At 59.4% G+C, this 17,002-nt stretch carries 17 protein-coding genes; 12 read left to right on the top strand and 5 right to left on the bottom strand.

Translation table 11 applies throughout. From position 1 onward, the window contains the following. Positions 1-9: 9 nt before the first annotated feature. Genes A8B82_RS03765 through A8B82_RS03745 form a run of 5 tightly spaced genes read left to right on the top strand, consistent with a single transcriptional unit; the run spans position 10 to position 4,905 of the window. A complete protein-coding gene (locus tag A8B82_RS03765; RefSeq protein WP_067288352.1) occupies positions 10-1,950 on the top strand; it encodes an ATP-binding protein in 1,941 nt (646 codons plus the stop codon). Further along, a complete protein-coding gene (locus A8B82_RS03760) occupies positions 1,947-2,642 on the top strand; it encodes a hypothetical protein (protein ID WP_138069657.1) in 696 nt (231 codons plus the stop codon). Before A8B82_RS03765 ends, A8B82_RS03760 begins: the two co-directional genes overlap by 4 nt. Then, positions 2,642-3,997: a DUF6638 family protein gene (locus A8B82_RS03755; RefSeq protein ID WP_067288348.1), complete on the top strand. Its 1,356-nt coding sequence runs from the start codon at positions 2,642-2,644 to the stop codon at positions 3,995-3,997. Before A8B82_RS03760 ends, A8B82_RS03755 begins: the two co-directional genes overlap by 1 nt. Then, on the top strand, positions 3,998-4,264 hold the full coding sequence (locus tag A8B82_RS03750; RefSeq protein WP_067288346.1) for a hypothetical protein: 267 nt from the start codon (positions 3,998-4,000) through the stop codon (positions 4,262-4,264). Positions 4,265-4,275: 11 nt separating this feature from the next. Continuing rightward, complete coding sequence (locus tag A8B82_RS03745; RefSeq protein ID WP_067288344.1) at positions 4,276-4,905, top strand: DUF1523 family protein; 630 nt, start codon at positions 4,276-4,278, stop codon at positions 4,903-4,905. Between the two features lie 124 nt (positions 4,906-5,029). On the opposite strand, the gene A8B82_RS03740 is transcribed toward A8B82_RS03745, so the two are convergent. Beyond that, positions 5,030-6,607 (bottom strand): DUF5928 domain-containing protein, encoded by a 1,578-nt coding sequence (locus A8B82_RS03740; protein WP_067288343.1) that lies wholly within the window; start codon positions 6,605-6,607, stop codon positions 5,030-5,032. A 149-nt stretch (positions 6,608-6,756) separates the two neighbouring features. Between A8B82_RS03740 and A8B82_RS03735 the strand changes: the two genes are divergently transcribed. Both A8B82_RS03735 and A8B82_RS03730 read left to right on the top strand, forming a co-directional pair. Next, positions 6,757-7,575 (top strand): sulfotransferase family protein, encoded by an 819-nt coding sequence (locus A8B82_RS03735; RefSeq protein ID WP_067288342.1) that lies wholly within the window; start codon positions 6,757-6,759, stop codon positions 7,573-7,575. A gap of 34 nt (positions 7,576-7,609) precedes the next feature. Then, positions 7,610-8,179 (top strand): DedA family protein, encoded by a 570-nt coding sequence (locus A8B82_RS03730; RefSeq protein ID WP_067288340.1) that lies wholly within the window; start codon positions 7,610-7,612, stop codon positions 8,177-8,179. A 1-nt stretch (position 8,180) separates the two neighbouring features. Here A8B82_RS03730 and A8B82_RS03725 read toward each other — a convergent pair whose 3' ends face one another. Next, positions 8,181-8,861: an SGNH/GDSL hydrolase family protein gene (locus tag A8B82_RS03725; protein ID WP_067288334.1), complete on the bottom strand. Its 681-nt coding sequence runs from the start codon at positions 8,859-8,861 to the stop codon at positions 8,181-8,183. Between the two features lie 182 nt (positions 8,862-9,043). Between A8B82_RS03725 and smpB the strand changes: the two genes are divergently transcribed. The 4 genes from smpB (at position 9,044) to A8B82_RS03705 (ending at position 12,297) form a co-directional block, all read left to right on the top strand. Then, positions 9,044-9,532 carry an SsrA-binding protein SmpB gene (smpB, locus tag A8B82_RS03720; RefSeq protein WP_067288333.1) on the top strand — a complete coding sequence of 163 codons (489 nt, stop codon included), beginning with the start codon at positions 9,044-9,046 and terminating at the stop codon, positions 9,530-9,532. After that, positions 9,525-10,172 (top strand): glutathione S-transferase family protein, encoded by a 648-nt coding sequence (locus A8B82_RS03715; protein WP_067288330.1) that lies wholly within the window; start codon positions 9,525-9,527, stop codon positions 10,170-10,172. The genes smpB and A8B82_RS03715 overlap by 8 nt, the downstream gene beginning before the upstream one ends. A gap of 84 nt (positions 10,173-10,256) precedes the next feature. Continuing rightward, the gene (gene sseA / locus A8B82_RS03710) at positions 10,257-11,111 is read left to right on the top strand and encodes a 3-mercaptopyruvate sulfurtransferase (protein WP_067288328.1); all 855 of its coding nucleotides are present in this window, start codon (positions 10,257-10,259) and stop codon (positions 11,109-11,111) included. 1 nt (position 11,112) lies between these two features. Then, positions 11,113-12,297 carry an amino acid aminotransferase gene (locus A8B82_RS03705; protein WP_067288321.1) on the top strand — a complete coding sequence of 395 codons (1,185 nt, stop codon included), beginning with the start codon at positions 11,113-11,115 and terminating at the stop codon, positions 12,295-12,297. A gap of 75 nt (positions 12,298-12,372) precedes the next feature. Here A8B82_RS03705 and A8B82_RS03700 read toward each other — a convergent pair whose 3' ends face one another. The 3 genes from A8B82_RS03700 to A8B82_RS03690 form a co-directional block, all read right to left on the bottom strand. Next, entirely contained in the window at positions 12,373-12,555 is a 183-nt protein-coding gene (locus A8B82_RS03700) for a CsbD family protein (RefSeq protein ID WP_067288319.1), read from the bottom strand. A gap of 216 nt (positions 12,556-12,771) precedes the next feature. Next, positions 12,772-14,079: an ammonium transporter gene (locus A8B82_RS03695; protein WP_067288317.1), complete on the bottom strand. Its 1,308-nt coding sequence runs from the start codon at positions 14,077-14,079 to the stop codon at positions 12,772-12,774. A 29-nt stretch (positions 14,080-14,108) separates the two neighbouring features. Continuing rightward, complete coding sequence (locus A8B82_RS03690) at positions 14,109-14,447, bottom strand: P-II family nitrogen regulator (RefSeq protein WP_067288315.1); 339 nt, start codon at positions 14,445-14,447, stop codon at positions 14,109-14,111. A 257-nt stretch (positions 14,448-14,704) separates the two neighbouring features. On the opposite strand from A8B82_RS03690, the gene A8B82_RS03685 reads away from it, so the two are divergent. Beyond that, a complete protein-coding gene (locus tag A8B82_RS03685) occupies positions 14,705-16,948 on the top strand; it encodes a transglycosylase domain-containing protein (RefSeq protein ID WP_138069656.1) in 2,244 nt (747 codons plus the stop codon). Positions 16,949-17,002 lie beyond the last annotated feature (54 nt).

Raw genomic sequence — 17,002 nt, 5'->3', positions numbered from 1 at the left:
GTTTGAAATATGAGCCAGACATCTGACGCAATGGAGCTTCGGGAAGAGGACATTGCAAAGCACGTGAGCGTGGCGCAGTCCCTGCTGGAGGGTTTCGACCACGCGCCGCGCATCGGCAAGCCCTCAGATGAAGCGCCTCGGGCAGAACGGTCGTCGGGCATTGGCACGCGGCGGCGGTTTCGCAGCACCACGCCGGGTCTGGCCACGCGGCGGACCACGCCCAGCGGTGCCGTGCAGCTTCTGGCGCGGATCGAAGGGGCGGATGATGGTGACACATTGGTCACGCCCTTGCAGGCTACCGTTATGCACGCCCTGCGCCGCGCCACTGCCATCGCGCTGGCCGTGGCAGAGAACGTGGCGGAGCAATCCGGGCTGGGCGATCTGAAGCGCGCCAACCTCGAAGGATCATTGCCAGCCGCCCGCAAGTCCGAATTCTCTGAGCTGTTGGCGGCTGAGGCGCTGGTGACGCTTTATGTCTTTGGCAATGCCACGGCCTATTTGCTGTCATCCCACCTGTCCGAAACAACGGTCGAGGTCGGCGATGTGGACGAGGTCCTGACCGACAATGGGCAAACCGCCCTGCATGGCGCGCTCTGGGAACTGGATCAAGACATCGCGGCCAACGCGCAGGACGACGCGCGGCTGGTGGCCACGGTCAGCGCCTTTGCCGAGGCGCTGATGGAAAAGGTCGCGCTGCGTGCGCAGTCCGCCCCACGCCTTGAGGGGTACAAGGGGGCATCCTGGCGGATCGAGGCGGATGATTTCACGGTATCCGGGTTCTCGCCCGCGTCGAAGGCGAAATCGACCAAGCTCACGATGACCTTCAAAAAGCCGAATGAGGTCGTGGGCAACCACATAGCCAAATATCAGGCGATGAAACTGGCCAAGATGCTGATGGCCTATGATTTCGACCGCCGCCTGAACCCTTTTGCCGATCTGGGCGGGTTCATCTTTACCTTTATGGGCGACGGCGCGCCGGGGACGGGCAAGACCACGCTGATCCAGATGATGGCGGGGCTGATCAGCGAATATTGCGGCAACGCGGGCTATCCGTTCCGCTATCAGAACCTGAGCACGGACAACATCGACAGCTATCAGGGCAAGTCGGGGCAGAACGCCAAAGCCTTTATCAACAACATCATCGACCCCTCGGTGATCGGGTTCGGGACCATTGACGACATCGACCAGTTGGCGGGCAAGCGCGGCGACAGGCAGTCAAGCGCGGGGCAGTTGGAGATCACTGCCGTGCTGATGGAAAGTTTTGCCGGGGCCAATACGGTGGTGCGGGGGAACTGCACCTTCGGCATGTTCTCGAATTACCCGGAGAACGTGGATGACGCCCTGCGCCAGCGGGCGGGCGCGCGGTTCCTGGTGGACGGGCCGCAGACGCGGGAAGATTACGTCGATATCCTGTATCTGCTGATGGGCAGGAACCACGACATCCCGCTGGGCGATCATAATGTGTTCGAGGCGCAGGCGATCAAGAAGGCGGTCGCGGCGTCGTTTGAATCGCACTCCCGCCCGCATGAGGCGGGGCTGGTGAAGGTGTTCGAGGCGGTGCAGGACCGGATCGGGGCCTTGGATACGATCAACAAGCTGGGGACGTACCTGAAGGGGATACAGGAGGCGGACGAGCGGTTCACGGGGCGGGCGATCAAGAACATCACCGACGCGGTGAAGGTGCGGGCGATGGACTTTGAACTGCCCGACGAATGGATGGAGAACCCGGAGCTGTTCCTGTTCAAAGGGTATGACGAGAAGAAAGCGATGATCGAGGACATGCGCCAGCCGATCACGGTGGAGATGGTGATACAGGAGATCAACCGCTACGCGGATTCAGAGTTCCGCTATGCGGACAAGTCGGACGAGGTGGCGATTGAGAACGCGGTGCGGGAGATGGGGCGGATGGAAGAGGCGAAGAAGCGGTATTTGAGTGGGGGTGAGGGGTGACTAAGAAAGGCTCCAGTGGAGCCTTTCCACCGCGAACGGGAGGAGCCCCGGTTTGGGTCCCTATGAATGTGTTTCCAATAGTCGTCTATTCTATCTTAGTGTGTCTTCTATTCGCAGCGCCGGTTCATCCGGATGAAGAGGACCCGCTGATTATCGAAAAATTCACGGACGATGAGTTTTCGCGAGTCTTGCTGCGAAACTCCGGTGTCGCCGTGCCCGAATTCTTTGGCTGCAATCGAATGGGTAAAAACGAGCCGAAGCTTCCTGTTGTTTGCTTACATGGAAATATTCAAGCGAGAATTGATCGAGTAAAGAATTCCGCGGCAAACCTCTTTGAGGTTATTTCCACTATTCCGCAAACGGATTGGTGGGAAAGTGGACTGCAAGTGCAGAACCTCAACTTCATATCCTGGACGGTAAAGCCAAGATATTACTGGCATGCCCGTAGTTTCAGAAGGTCAGTCTTATGTGTGATCGGTACTCCGATCAATCAAACGAATAGTGATTTTTATGGTGCCGAATGTCTTCGCACGTTTCCAAGCTCGAACCCATCAGAGAGTGGGAGCGTGCTGAAAGTAACGTTTGAAGATCACGGGGTCTTTGGTGTTTTGGGGCAGAACACAACCAGAGATGAACTGGAGTTCAGGGTCTTCGTGACTTACTTCGCGATGAATGTCTGGAGTTTCGATTAATGAACCGTCTCATCCGCCACGGACTCATGTTCGGCAATCTGTTCCACGTCGCCTCGCCCGCCCTCGTGGACCGCTACAACCGCGCGCTGGAACACCTCACCGGGAAACGCACCAAACTCACCGATTTCCACGTCGACATCTCGGGCTATTCGCCTGAGGTGGGGGATGAACTCAATGATCACCTCTACCTCAACCATGCAGGCGTGAACCGGCAGTTCATCCTGCTGAGCATGGAGCAGCGGACGGCGCCTTTGCTCAACATGAAATTCTCCACCTCTCGCGGTATCCTGCAGCAGTTCATCGCCGAGAATGAGGCGCAGTTGTTTGCGCTGACCGCCCGCGACGCGGTGGCGGGGGAGTTGGTGAACTCCGTTTACGATGTGTCAGAGCCAAAGCGGCTGTTCGACATACGGCGGGTGAAGCTGGAAGCCGACACGACCGCAGGCACGGTGCGGGATGCGGCGAAGCTGGGGCAGATGGTGGACCGGTTCAAGACCGAAAAAGACGGCTGGTATGACGATGTGCTGATCGCGCAGATGATCGAACTGGCGGGCAAGACCGGCGATGTGGTGCGCAACCCGGTCAAGCTGCGCCAGATGTCCTTTGACCAGCGGAATTTCTGGACAGCGCATTTTGGCGGGCTCTACCTGTTTCAGGAACTGGACCATCCGGCGGTGATTGCGCCAAGTGGCAAGGATCATCTGGGCGATCTGCCGATCAAATATGTCTTTGACGCCGACGACCGGAACCAGCTTGCGAAGTTTTTCGAATACAACGGCCTGACCGAAACGATTGTGGAGGCGCGGGGCATCAATTCGGCGGCGATCCTGCGGCAGAAGATGGATTTCATCCTGATCGACGCGGTGGCGGATCAGGGGGGCGACCTGACCGGGGCCACGCGTGCCGATATGCGGCGCCTGGCGCGTGAACATGTGGACAAGTTGCCTGAGGAGTTTCACGCGGTGGGTGCGCTGGTGAACTGGGCCGAGAACGGCGGCAACTGGCCGCGGATATCCTCGGACCATCCGGCGTATTTCTACACCCTGCGCGCCAGCGACACCAAGGATGCGGCGCTGGTGAACATGTTGCTGGCAGAACTGGCACCCAAGGACGCGCGGCAGATGTTCATCTGCCACAAGGAATTGTTCTACCAGACCTATGCGCGCTGGCCGGAGGCGAAGAAGGCCTATGTTGCCGATTTCCTCGTGGCCGAGTATCAGATGGACAAGGCGGGCGCGCGGGCGGCGCTGTTCGGACACGACGCGCCGATGGAAGAGCCCGCCCCCCGCAGGCCTGACCCGGTGTCCGACATGATCGCCCGCGTCGGCCCCTGGGGCGCGGTGAGGGAGAGATAGATGTTTGCATTGGCACGTCTTGTGGTGATGGGGTTCATCGTTTTGACGGTGATCTATGTCTGCCTGTCGTTCTATTCGCGCAGCGTGCGGCGGTCGAAACTGCGCAAAAAGTGGTACGAAGGCAAGCAGTTGGTGGACCGCGACACGTTTGTGCAGCGCGGGCTGGAACGCTATGACGGGTCCATAAGGCGCAAGCTGATCCTGGGTGTCTACATCGTGCCAATCGTGGTGATCGGTGTGATCATCTATCTGACGAATTTTTCCTGAGAGGGACCAAGATGGCGATTATCAAGTGGGTTTTCTGGATCACCATCTGGGTGCTGGTGGCCGCGTTTTTTCATTATACGCTGCCGCAGACAGACATCGTGCGGATCACGGATACCTACGAGAAGCGTGTCGATCCGGGTGAGAATTCGATCTTCTGGGCGCAGGCGGATGTGGGTACGGACGGGACGCTGGCGAACCGGGATGTGTTCTTCATCCAGACGCGGCGGGCCAAGGGCGACGTCATGGTCTATCGCAACGAGGATACAGGCTGGGGCTGGCCGCCCTATTTCAAATTCGACACGTCCAACCTGCAGGCCGAGGCTGCGGATGCAAAGTCGACCGGAGCGGCATCGTCGTGGTATGCGGTCAAGCATTATGGCTGGCGCAACGAGTTTCTGACGGTATTCCCCAATGCCATTTCCCTGCGCAAGGTCGAGGGGCCCGATGCGTCCAAGGGGATACCCTGGCTGAACATTTTCATTCTCGTGGTATTTTTTGCCCTGGTCTATGGCATCTGGGTCCGCTGGCGGCGGTTCCGGCGGGCGCGGATCGACCCGACGCTTGAGGCGCTCGAGGATGACCTGGCAGAGAAACGGCAGGGGCTGTCACGGTGGTTTGGCAGCTGGCGGGCGAAAAAGTGACCGCGCGGTCGTGATCCGAATGTGAGGCTGCGCCGCATCCGACTCGTTTTTTGCTGATGAGGGGGCTGCGCGCCCCCTCACACTCCCTGCGGAGTATTTGCGGCAAAAAGAATGATGATCGGCGTCAGTCCGCGAAGAGGTAGTCGGTCTTGGCGATTTCGCGCGCCTTGTCCTTGGAGATGTTCAGGAATTTCTCAAGGTTTTCTGCGTTGACCTCAGGTTCGGCAGCCTCGCGGATGCGGATATGGTTCTCGAACTGGGCATCGCGGATGCGGTCGCTTTCGTGCACCATGTCATTTCGGATCGTAGGCAGCAGGCGTTCCAGCGTGTCCTGCGATGTCTGTTCCCCGGCGAGGCCCACGCGCATCGCGTGGCCGATCAGGTAATTGTCCGTGAATTGGCATTCGATTTCGAGGATGCGGGTGATGGAGCGATCCGAGGCGAAGTCGTTCAGAAGCTCGATGTTGCCAGGGTCCATGCAGACAATCATGCGGTCGGTTTCGAAATAGTCGAACAGCATCCGCATCAAGGCCCGCCGGTGGCGGTGACGTTTTTCCAGTGTGTTCTGGATCCCGCCCAGGTCGGGCAGGGTCGTGTCCTCTTCGTTGAAGAGGTATTCGATCGCGGGGACATTGGTGACCTGCCGGATGCGATCCAGGACCCTTTTGGCGACATGCCATTTCTTGCAGACAACGATCAGCAGTTCGCGTTCGCGGCCCAGCGTGCTTTCGGTTTCCCAGAAACGGGTGGCAAAGCGGCGGCCGATCCGGCCCCGGCCTGACAGGAACTTGAACAGGCCGCGACCTTCGTTGCTGATCTGGAACTGGACGCCTTCGGCGGCGTAGAGCAGCCCGAGCCTGCGTTTCAGATCCTGCGCCTCCGGGCTGATCTTGCGGGCGAAAAGGTAATCCTGGCTAAGCAGCAGCTCATAGTGGTCATTGTAGAAATTGACCGGCATCCCGTAATCCGTGAACATCAGGAAGGTCAGGGTCCGGCATCGGATTTCGACCTCGGGCACCAGGTGGCGAACCAGCGTCTGAAAGAAGGTTTCATCGGGTATCCAGGTGGACCGGAAGAAGCGGACGACATCGCGGCGCTTTTTCACGAAATCCAGCAGCCATTCCACCGTGCGGCGGCGCAGGCACCACCACTGGCTGCCGATCATGATCTGCAGGTCGGCGGGAATGTTGCGGGTCAGCCCCAGTTTTTTCTGGACCTCGTACATCCAGTAGAACCGCTTTTTCTGGGTCCGTTCATTGAACCAGTGCCGATAGATCAGACGTTCCTCTTTCCAGCCTGTCTTGATCCAGTCGCTTTCGAAGTAGTCGAAGCTTTCGATAAAGTCGGCATCATTGTCGTCAAGAAACTGATGGGTATATTCCGCCGACTTGATCGCCATGCAGTCGCCGGACAGCATGTAGAAATGTGTTGCCCGCGGAAACGCCTCCACTGCTGAGGTCAGGGCGCTGAGCGTTGCCTGCACCAAAGACCATTCTCCCCAGCCGCATTTCACGCGTTTCTTTGCGAAGATCACATTCGGGTTGTCGTCCAATGCCGCGCGGATCTGTTGGTAATGGGCGGGCTTCGCCCGAGAGTCGAAGTGGATCGACATATAGTCCCCGGCCGTCGTCAGCCGCTCAGCCTGCCGGATGATCGCAAACGGGTCCTTGTGACAGAGCAGTATGTAAGCAATTTTGGCCACGGGGGAAACGAACTGCCTCTTTACCTTGTATTGTTTACCTAGATAATGATGAAGCAACATTGAATAAACCGCATTTATTTGCTTTTTTGCGGCAACTCAAAACTGTTGCTGAAAACAGTCATGATAGAATGAGCGAGAGGCAGTCGACTATGGGGTTCCCCGGAACATGGATGACGGAAAGCGAAAGCGTGGTCTATCGGGTGGTGCCCAAGTGTGCCTGTTCGACAATCGGGCAGATCATGTACTACTCCGACCACGGCACGTTTTTCGACGGTGACATCCATGACGCGCAGTCCGGACTGCATAAATGGGCGCTGGATGCATCGCAACTGCCGATCACCGAGAACGTCAAGGGCCACAAGTCCTATGCCTTTACCTGCGTGCGCAATCCCTACACGCGGATATTGAGTTCGTTCTTCGACAAGATCTGTGGCATCCAGCGAAACGGCAAACGGTATCGCGGCAACCTGGTCCCCCTTCTGATCCAGAAATATGGCATCGAGGTGGGGGGCGATGACGGCAAGCAGGAGTTCGACCAGATTGCCAGTTTCCGCAGGTTCCTGTTGTTCGCCCGCGATACCATCCGGTGGCGGCGGCCGATGGACCCTGACATTCACTGGTCGGCCATGTCCGGCCATGTCAGCACCTTCATCGTGAATGGTGGGCGCTATGACAAGATATTCTGGACCGAGGCATTCAATGACGGGATGCAGGACGTGCTGGATGCGATTGACACATCGCACCTGGTCCAACTTGCCGATATCCCGCGCTTCAACGAGAGCGAGGGGCACGGCCCCAAACGGGCACATCCGGTAGAGGATTACTTCGACGATCTGTCGATGCATCTGGTGCGCGAAATCTACAAACGCGACTTTGAATTGTTCAAGTATGATTTCGAGAATCCGGGCAACAAGATGCCGGTGGGTGAAATCGACCTGGACGAAGTGCATGCCAAATTAGGCGACTAGGGGCGATGGCTGGCCCTGCCCAAGGGGCGATGCCATGAGCCTGGAAAGCCTTGTCAGCTATTTTGGTGTGCCGGCGCTTTTTCTTGGGTGTCTTGTCGAAGGGGAATCCGTTGCGATCACCGGGGGCGCGCTGGTGCACCGGCATATGTTGCCGTTTGTCCCGGTTCTGCTGGCCATCGGGTCGGGAGCCTGGGTCGCGGATACGCTGTTTTTCTGGCTCGGGCGGCGGTTCCGGGCTCATCTGTTTGTGCAGCGACAATTGGCGGGCAGCCGGATTGCATCTGTAATGGGCAAGATCAGAGCGCAGCCCGGCCGGTTTGCCGCGTTGTTCCGGTTCATACCCGGCATGCGGATACTGTTCCCCTTTGCATTGGCCCAGACGCAGATCACCTATCGCCGCTATGGTGCGATCACTGCTGCTTCCGCTGCAATTTGGGCAATGTTCTATATCGTGGTCGGGCACCTTGTCGGCGCGATTCTGGCGCGGGTGCTGGGCCACATCCACCATGCTCACGTCATTGTCTGGGGCGGCGGCATTGCCGCCACGCTTTCAGTGCTGCTTGCGGTACATCATCTGCGCCGCGGTCAGAAACGCAGACAATAGGCTAGTGCGCGCCAGAGATTGCTGCCAGGACGCGCTGCGCTGCGGCGGCACTCCCTTTGGCGGAGGGGTGGATCATATCCGCCGCATGAAAGCTGCCGTCGCCATAAGGCACCATGTCAGCGAGCGAGACAAAGGTAAAACCTGGGTCGAGCGCTGCCAGTCTTGCAATCCGCGCTTCCATTTTATCGCCCAAGGGTTTGCAGGCCTCGATCGGAGACCCCCGGCCAGGGCTGCGCAAATAGCCGACATAGATGACCTGCGCACCGTCACGGCGCGCGCGCAGCACGGTCGAAGGGATCGCGCCGCGCTTGCCGTCCGCCGTGATCAGCTTTTCCATCTTGCGGGTACATTTTCCGCAGCCACACCCCATCCATAGGTCGTTGCCACCGCCATTCATCACCACATAATCCCACTTTCCGGCCCGGTATTGCTTGGCGATTTTCATGCCAAGGCTGCCGGTCAGGGGCAGGTTGTAGAGATGCCGCGCGCCGGCGACGGCGGTGCTTTTGATCTTTGTGCGCAGCAGATCAGACAGGACGTCCGGAAAGGATTCATTTTCGGACCCGTTCGACGTCATGAAGCTGTCGCCCATGACAAGGATATTCATTCTTTCAGCGGCGCTGGCAGGGCCGCTGAATGACAGGCTCAGGGCAAGGCCCGCCAAGGCGAGTATAAGACGCATGACATCCCCTTTTCGTCACGTTACTGCCTTTTATCTGCCACATGAATTTGGCGAAAATATGGTGAACTCTCCTCGAAGTTGTGGACAATGCCATCGGTGTTTTCCGTATTGTGGACAATACAACTGCGAAAGCCCGTTGCCGAACCTTGCGCTGGCTTGGGGCGCGCTCTACATCTCCCTGCATGTCCCAGGTCAAAACCGCCACGAAATCTGATCCCAATTACAAGGTGATCGCTGAAAACCGCCGGGCGCGGTATGATTACGCTATCGAGGAAGACATCGAATGCGGTCTCATCCTGGAGGGGTCGGAGGTGAAGTCCCTTCGCCAAGGCGGCGCGAATATCGCGGAAAGCTATGCGGCGGTTGAAGAGGGCGAGCTGTGGTTGGTCAATTCCTACGTTGCGCCCTATGCGCAGGCCAAGACCTTTCAGCATGACGAAAGGCGGCGGCGCAAACTGCTCGTCTCGCGCAAGCAAATGGCGGATTTGTGGAATGCCACCCAGCGCAAGGGGATGACGCTGGTGCCGCTGGTGATGTATTTCAACCATCGCGGCATGGCCAAGCTGAAGATCGGCGTCGCCAAGGGCAAGAAGAATCACGACAAGCGCGAGACTGCGGCAAAGCGCGACTGGTCGCGGCAAAAGGCGCGTCTGCTCAAAGATCATGGCTGACGGGTTCACGCTGATCGGGTTCCGGCATTCGGTTTACACCCGGATCGTCCGGATGGCCCTGATCGAAATGGGCCTGCAGGCCAGCTATATCGAGGTGGACCCGTTTACCGATCCGCCCGCGTTGGTTCGTTTCACGCCGCTTGGTCGGGTGCCGGTCCTGCGCCGCGGTGATTTTTCGCTGACCGAAACGGCGGCGATCCTGCGGTATCTGGCGCGGACCTGCGGTGCCAGGCATCTTATGCCCAATGACGCACAGGCGCTGGCGCGGATGGATCAGGTCTTTGGCATTGTGGATACCAGCCTATACTGGCCGCTTGTCCGGCAGGTGTTCTCCAATGGGTTCTATGCGCCGCTGATGAACGAATCCGGTGACTTCGATCAGGTCGCGACCGGCATCGCAGCAGGCAGGCCGGGCCTGAAGCTTCTCGATACCATCGCGGCGGAAGGGCTGGTGCTGCGCGCGCAGGGTTTGACCCTTGCCGATCTGCATCTGGCCCCGGTCATCGACTATCTGACGCGGGTCAAGGCGGGGGCAGAGGTCCTGGCGGACTATCCTGACCTCTCGGCGTGGTGGTCCGACATTTCGGACAGCGCTTTGTTGCAGGAAACTGACCCGTTTCCCGGTCAGGAACGCCCCTAATCAACCCAACGTCGGGGCGCGCTCTTGCCAGTTTGCATCAGCGCGGCTAGGCAAGAATGGAGCCATTTTCTGGAAGGACTGCCCATGGTTGATGATCCCAAGACGCTCGTGTCCACCGCGTGGCTGGCCAAGCACCTCAAGGACCCGGACCTGCGGTTGCTGGATGCCTCATGGTATCTGCCGGACGCTGGCCGTGACGCCAAGGCCGAATATGACGCTGGCCATATTCCCGGTGCCCGGTTTTTCGACATTGATGAAATTTCGGATGGGCGCTCTGACTTGCCGCATATGGCACCGCCGGTTGAAAAATTCATGTCGCGGATGCGCGCGATGGGCGTGGGCGACGGGCATCAGGTGGTGGTCTATGACGGGGCCGGTCTGCTGTCTGCTGCGCGGGTCTGGTGGCTGTTCCGCCTTATGGGGCAGGAAAATGTCGCTGTGCTGGATGGCGGCTTGCCGAAATGGGTGGCCGAAGGGCAGCCGACAGAAGACATGCCACCAATTCCGCGTGATCGTCACATGACGGTCCGCCTGCAAAACCAGCTTGTCCGGGATGTCACGCAGGTGGCCCAGGCGTCAAAGCTGGGGGACCCGCAGATCGTCGATGCCCGGCCCCCGGCCCGGTTCCGTGGCGATGCGCCCGAACCACGCGAGGGGCTGCGCGCGGGCCACATTCCGGGGTCGCGCAATGTGCATTACGAGACCCTGTTGAACGATGACAAGACCATGAAGGCCCCCGAGGCACTGCGCGCAGTCTTCGAGGCCGCGGGCGTCGATCCCGTGAAACCGGTGATCACGACCTGCGGATCGGGTGTCACCGCCGCGATCCTGGCGCTGGCGCTAGAACGCATGGGACAGACCACTTGGTCGCTTTATGATGGATCATGGGCGGAATGGGGGATGTTCCCCACCGTGCCAATCGCTACCGGAGACGCATAAGATGTTCGAAACCCTACAAAGCCAGCCTGCGGACAAGATCCTTGCCCTGATGCAGATGTACCGCGACGACCCCCGAGACAACAAGATCGACCTTGGTGTCGGCGTCTACAAGGACGCGACGGGCCTCACCCCTGTGATGCGGGCGGTAAAGGCGGCAGAGCAGCAGATTTGGCAGTCACAGAACAGCAAGGTCTATACCGGGCTTGTCGGTGATCCGGCCTTTTCCGATGCGATGATCGAATTGGTGCTGGCGGGGGCTGTCGCGCGTGAAACCGTGGCTGCGGCGGCGACCCCAGGCGGCACCGGTGCGGTGCGTCAGGCGTTTGAGTTGATCCAGATGGCCCGTCCCGATGCGCGGGTGTTTGTGTCGGACCCGACTTGGCCCAACCACCTGTCGATCCTGAAATACCTCGGTATGGAGGTGGTGAATTACCGCTATTTCGACGATGAGACGCGCGGCGTTGATTTCGACGGCATGATCGCGGACCTCAAGGCAGCGCATGCGGGGGACGTGGTCCTGTTGCACGGGTGCTGTCACAACCCGACCGGGGCCAACCTGAACGCCAGCGAATGGGATGCCGTGATCAAGGTGTTGCAGGAAACCGGTGCCACGCCAATGATCGACATCGCCTATCAGGGCTTTGGCGACGGGCTGAACGAAGACGCCGCCGCGACGCGCAAGATCGTGGCAGCGGTGCCGGAATGCCTGATTGCCGCCAGTTGTTCAAAGAACTTCGGGATCTACCGGGAACGGACAGGTCTTCTGATGGCCATTGCTGCCGACCCGGCAGCGCGCAAACTCAATCAGGATACGTTGGCGTTTCTCAACCGCCAGAACTACAGCTTCCCGCCGGACCACGGGGCGCGGATCGTGACGACGATTCTGAATGATGCGGCGCTGCGGGCGGACTGGATGCAGGAGTTGGAAGACGTGCGCGGCACCATGCTGAACCTGCGGACCGAGCTTGCCGGTGAATTGCAACGCCTGTCAGGCTCGGATCGTTTCGGTTTCCTTGCGCAGCACCGCGGGATGTTTTCGCGCCTTGGTACAACGCCGGACAAGGTCGAGGAACTGCGTGCCAAACATGGGGTCTATATGGTGAGTGACAGCCGGATGAACATTGCCGGTCTGAACCAGCAGACGGTGCCGATCCTTGCCCGCGCGATTATCGACGTCGGAATCTGAGAATAACATCAAAGGGGCCCGCGCCGATCATTCGGCGCGGGCCCCCGGATGAATCAATCCCGGAAACCGGCGGGATCAGACCTTGTTGCCGAATGCGCCTTTGATCGCGCCCTTGGCCTTTTGTGCGTCACCCTTGATCTTCTGGGCTTCGCCTTCGGCCCTCAGCTTGTCATTTCCGGTCGCTTTTCCCGCCGCGGATTTCGCGGCGCCGATGGCCTTGTTGGCATTGCCTTTGGTCTTGTCTGCAATCTCACCCATGATCTCATCCTCTCAGGGTAGGTCAGGTACGGTTCGCGGTGATCGCGTGTCCGGCCTGATCTACATGGAAACCCGGCAGGGATGGTTGCGGTTCCCAAAGGGTGATCTTGATGAACGCGGGTCGGCCAGATTTGGCTGGTGGGCCAATTGGCGCAAGCGGCATAAAAAAACCCGGCCTCGAAAGGCCGGGTTCGCTGCCACAGGGTTCGAGGGGGATCAGCCCTTTGAGAACTCCGGATAGGCTTCCATGCCCAACTCGGTGGTATCAAGGCCCTGGATTTCCGCTTCTTCGCTCACCCGGATGCCCACCACGGCTTTCAGGATGCTGAAGACGATGAAGCTTGAGATGAAGACAAAGGCACCGATGGCGACAAAACCGATGATCTGTGTCACGAAGGATGTCCCGTCGGTATAGACCGGCACCACCAATGTGCCCCAGAAACCTGCGATCAGGTGGACCGGGATCGCACCGACCACGTCGTCGATCTTGAGCTTGTCAAGGAACGGCACCGCGAAGACCACGATGATACCGCCCACTGCGCCAATCCAGAGTGCGCCAAAGAGCGTCGGATCGAGCGGTCCAGCGGTGATGGAGACCAGACCGGCAAGTGCGCCGTTCAGAACCATCGTCAGGTCGACCTTGCGGTACAGGATCTGTGTCAGGATCAGTGCCGCGACCGCACCGGCCGCTGCGGCCATGTTGGTGTTGGCAAAGATCTGCGCAACCGCATCGACGTCTTCCAGCGTGCCCATGGCGAGCTGGGATGCACCGTTGAAGCCGAACCAGCCCATCCACAGGATGAACGTACCCAGTGTGGCCAGCGGAAGGCTCGAACCCGGCATGGGGACCACGCGACCGTCCTTTGCGTATTTGCCGATGCGCGGCCCCAGGATGAGAGCACCGGCAAGAGCAGCAAAACCACCTGCGGCATGCACCAGTGTGGAGCCCGCAAAGTCAGAGAAGCCCATCGCGGAAAGGAAACCGCCGCCCCACTGCCAGGATGCCTCGATCGGGTAGATGAGGCCGGTCAGCACGACAACGAAGATCAGGAAGGGCCACAGTTTCACACGTTCGGCCAGTGTGCCGGAAACAATGGAGGCGGTGGTGGCGCAGAACATCAACTGAAAGAAAAAGTCGGAAGCATTGGAATAGCCGCCTGCGTCGATCTCCGTTTTGACGTCCTTGGGGGAAATCGTGCCAAGCACGCCGTCCATCATCCAGTTGCCGTCACCGGGATACATGACGTTGTAGCCGATCAGCCAATACATGATCGCGGCGATGCCAAAGAGGCCCATGTTTTTGGTCAACTGTGTGGTGACGTTCTTGGACCGGACCAGCCCGGCTTCGAGCATGGCAAAGCCTGCGGCCATCCAGAACACCAGAAAGCCGCCGATCAGGAACAGCAGGGTGTTGAAGATGAATGTTGTCTGGGCGAGTGATGCAAATTCCGCATCCTGGGCCGCCCCCAGCGTGGGCACCAACGCAATCGCGGTGGCCAGCGGGATATACTTGAGTTTGTTCATTTCGGGTTTCCTCAGATCTAGGGGGAGGTTCAGATTGCGTCTTCGCCGGTTTCGCCGGTGCGCACGCGAACAGCTTGTTCGACATCGAGCACGAAAATCTTGCCGTCACCGATCTTGCCGGTCTGGGCCGTCTTGGAGATCACTTCGACCATCTGGTCCGCGACACTGTCGGCCACAACGAGTTCCAGCTTCACTTTGGGTACGAAGTTCACGACGTATTCGGCACCGCGATAGATCTCGGTATGACCTGACTGGGCGCCAAAACCCTTGATCTCGGTAACCATCAGCCCGCGGACACCCGCTTCGGTCAGAGCTTCGCGCACTTCCTCGAGCTTGAATGGTTTGATTGTAGCTATGATGAGTTTCACCTTCTGAGTCCCTCTTCCGGTTGGCAGGTTCGACCTGCATGATGCCCCCGCAGAAAACAGGGTATTGAACCTGAGGTGAAAGGTTTGACGCGGTTTTATGCGCTGAAAACCGCCTCCGACTGCGTATAAAATGAGCAAAAAACAATTTATGCCTAAAAAATAATCAAAGAAATGATGGGCTTTCCGGCCGGATGCGCTAAACAATCCAGCATTTGCAGCGTAGGATGCAAAAAAAGACAGGCGAGCAGGCCAGATTCATGAGTGATTCATCAAAACGTAAACGCCCGTTGGTGGCGGACAGGCGCTATCCGCCCAAAGGCAAGGCTGCGACGAAACCGCCCGCCAAGAAACCGACGGCAAAGAAGGCCCCGGTGCGGCGCAAACCGACCCGGACCAAGAAGCCCCGTCGCGGCGGGATCATTGGTCTGCTGTCAGCGCTGGTGTCGTGGATTCTGCGACTGATCTGGAAGATCACCTGGCGTGTGACGGCGGTTGCCATTCTGTGCCTCGCGCTGGCTGTAGGCTATTTCTATACCACACTGCCACCGCTGGAAGCGCTGCTGGATGGCCGTGCGCGCGGCTCTGTCACCCTGCTGGACCGCAACGGCGATGTCTTTGCCTGGCGCGGAGATCAGTTTGGCGGTGTGGTCACGGCGGACAGCGTGTCCAAGCACCTCAAGAACGCCGTTGTCGCGACCGAGGACAAGCGGTTCTATCGCCATCTCGGCGTCAGCCCGCGCGGCATTGCATCTGCTGTGCGCATCAACCTGAGCGAGGGGCGTGGGCCGCTTTCCGGGCACGGCGGTTCGACGATCACCCAGCAGACAGCCAAACTGATCTGCCTGGGCGAACCCTATGACCCCTCGACAGGCCAGACTGAAAAGGAATACGAGGCCGGTTGCCGCGCAGGCAACCTGCAGCGCAAGGCCAAGGAAGCGCTCTATGCCATGGCGATGGAGGTCAAGTATTCCAAGAACGATATCCTGTCGATCTATCTCAATCGCGCCTACATGGGCGGTGGTGCATATGGGGCAGAAGCCGCAGCGCAGCGGTTCTTTGGCAAATCCGCGGCGGCGGTCAACCCTTCCGAGGCCGCGATGCTGGCCGGGTTGCTGACCTCGCCTTCGGTCCTGTCGCCGACAAACGACCTCGACCGGGCGCAGAACCGGGCCGCGACGGTGATCCGGCTGATGCGTGAGCAGGGGTATCTTTCCCCGCAGGAGGCCGAAACGGCCACAGCGAACCCGGCCGAATTGTCCGAAGCGGCAGAAGCCCGCGCGGGCGGCTATTTCGCAGACTGGGTCATGTCCACGGGGCCGGAGTTCTTTACCCGCAACACGACCGAGGATGTAATCATCCGCACCACCCTGGATCAAGGCATCCAGAAGGCCGCCGAGGAAGGCCTGAAATGGGTGTTCGAAAACAAGGTCCGCGAAGGCTCGACAGCGCAGGCGGCGGTCATCATCATGTCGGCAGACGGTGCGGTGCGCGCCATGGTGGGCGGGCGCAAGACCAAGGTGGCAGGGGCCTTCAACCGTGCCACGCAGGCCCTGCGGCAGACGGGGTCCGCCTTCAAACCCTTTGTCTACGCTGCCGCGCTTGATCTGGGATATTCGCCCAATGACATCGTTGTGGATGAACCTTTTTGCATGAACATCCCCGGTTCCGGCCAATGGTGTCCGCGGAACTATACCAACCGCTTTGTCGGCCCGGTGACGCTGACCCATGCCTTGAAGGATTCGCTGAACATTCCTGCGGTAAAGATCTCGGAAAGCGTCGGGCGCGATCTGGTCAGCCGGGTGGCCGATCAATTCGGGATCAAGAATGACCTTGCTGCCGGTCCTGCGCTTGCGCTCGGGGCGTCGGAAAGCACGCTGGTCGAGATGACCGGCGCTTATGCGGGCATTCTCAACGGCGGCTCTTCGGTAACGCCCTACGGGCTGGTGGATCTGCGTCTGATGGGCGACACCGAGCCACTGATGGGGACTGGCGGCGGTATTGGTGAACGGGTCATTCAGGAAGAAGCGGCGCGGCAGCTGGTCTATATGATGGAAAAGGTGATTTCGGACGGCACCGGAAAGCGGGCACAATTCGGCGGGCGTGAGCTGGCCGGCAAAACCGGCACGACCTCGGCGGCCAAGGATGCATGGTTCATCGGATTTTCGGCGGATTATGTCGCCGGGGTCTGGATGGGCTATGATGATAACACACCGCTCAAAGGCGTGACCGGCGGTGGTCTGCCCACCGACATCTGGCGCGAGGCGATGAGCCGCGCGCACGAAGGTGTCGAACTGAAAGGTCTGCCCATGTCGCCCCCCGTCGCGCCCAGTGGTTTGGGTGAGGGTGATCCGATGCTGGCCTCCGATCCGATCCCGGTTGATAATACGGGCGGCAATCAAGGAACCGGCAACATCATTGACCAGGTTCTTCAGGACATCTTTGGCGGTGGCAGTACCGGATCGGGCAGTTCCTCTCCCCCGCCCAACCCATTGGACAGATAGCCTTTCAAAGTCGGTGACGGATATCTGCGGTTCCAGCTGCTGGATGCCCCGGTG

Origin of the sequence: Sulfitobacter sp. EhC04 (assembly GCF_001650875.1) — a bacterium.
Taxonomy (GTDB): Bacteria; Pseudomonadota; Alphaproteobacteria; order Rhodobacterales; family Rhodobacteraceae; genus Sulfitobacter.
Note: the sequence above shows the minus strand (reverse complement) of the source record. Positions and strands in the feature narration are given on the sequence as shown.

Excerpts from the sequence above, each read along its gene's own strand:
- A8B82_RS03765 (WP_067288352.1), top strand. The coding sequence starts at position 10 with ATGAGCCAGACATCTGACGCAATGGAGCTTCGGGAAGAGGACATTGCA.
- A8B82_RS03755 (WP_067288348.1), top strand. The coding sequence starts at position 2,642 with ATGAACCGTCTCATCCGCCACGGACTCATGTTCGGCAATCTGTTCCAC.
- A8B82_RS03750 (WP_067288346.1), top strand. The coding sequence starts at position 3,998 with ATGTTTGCATTGGCACGTCTTGTGGTGATGGGGTTCATCGTTTTGACG.
- A8B82_RS03745 (WP_067288344.1), top strand. The coding sequence starts at position 4,276 with ATGGCGATTATCAAGTGGGTTTTCTGGATCACCATCTGGGTGCTGGTG.
- A8B82_RS03735 (WP_067288342.1), top strand. The coding sequence starts at position 6,757 with ATGGGGTTCCCCGGAACATGGATGACGGAAAGCGAAAGCGTGGTCTAT.
- A8B82_RS03730 (WP_067288340.1), top strand. The coding sequence starts at position 7,610 with ATGAGCCTGGAAAGCCTTGTCAGCTATTTTGGTGTGCCGGCGCTTTTT.
- A8B82_RS03725 (WP_067288334.1), bottom strand. The coding sequence starts at position 8,861 with ATGCGTCTTATACTCGCCTTGGCGGGCCTTGCCCTGAGCCTGTCATTC.
- smpB (WP_067288333.1), top strand. The coding sequence starts at position 9,044 with ATGTCCCAGGTCAAAACCGCCACGAAATCTGATCCCAATTACAAGGTG.
- A8B82_RS03715 (WP_067288330.1), top strand. The coding sequence starts at position 9,525 with ATGGCTGACGGGTTCACGCTGATCGGGTTCCGGCATTCGGTTTACACC.
- sseA (WP_067288328.1), top strand. The coding sequence starts at position 10,257 with ATGGTTGATGATCCCAAGACGCTCGTGTCCACCGCGTGGCTGGCCAAG.
- A8B82_RS03705 (WP_067288321.1), top strand. The coding sequence starts at position 11,113 with ATGTTCGAAACCCTACAAAGCCAGCCTGCGGACAAGATCCTTGCCCTG.
- A8B82_RS03700 (WP_067288319.1), bottom strand. The coding sequence starts at position 12,555 with ATGGGTGAGATTGCAGACAAGACCAAAGGCAATGCCAACAAGGCCATC.
- A8B82_RS03695 (WP_067288317.1), bottom strand. The coding sequence starts at position 14,079 with ATGAACAAACTCAAGTATATCCCGCTGGCCACCGCGATTGCGTTGGTG.
- A8B82_RS03685 (WP_138069656.1), top strand. The coding sequence starts at position 14,705 with ATGAGTGATTCATCAAAACGTAAACGCCCGTTGGTGGCGGACAGGCGC.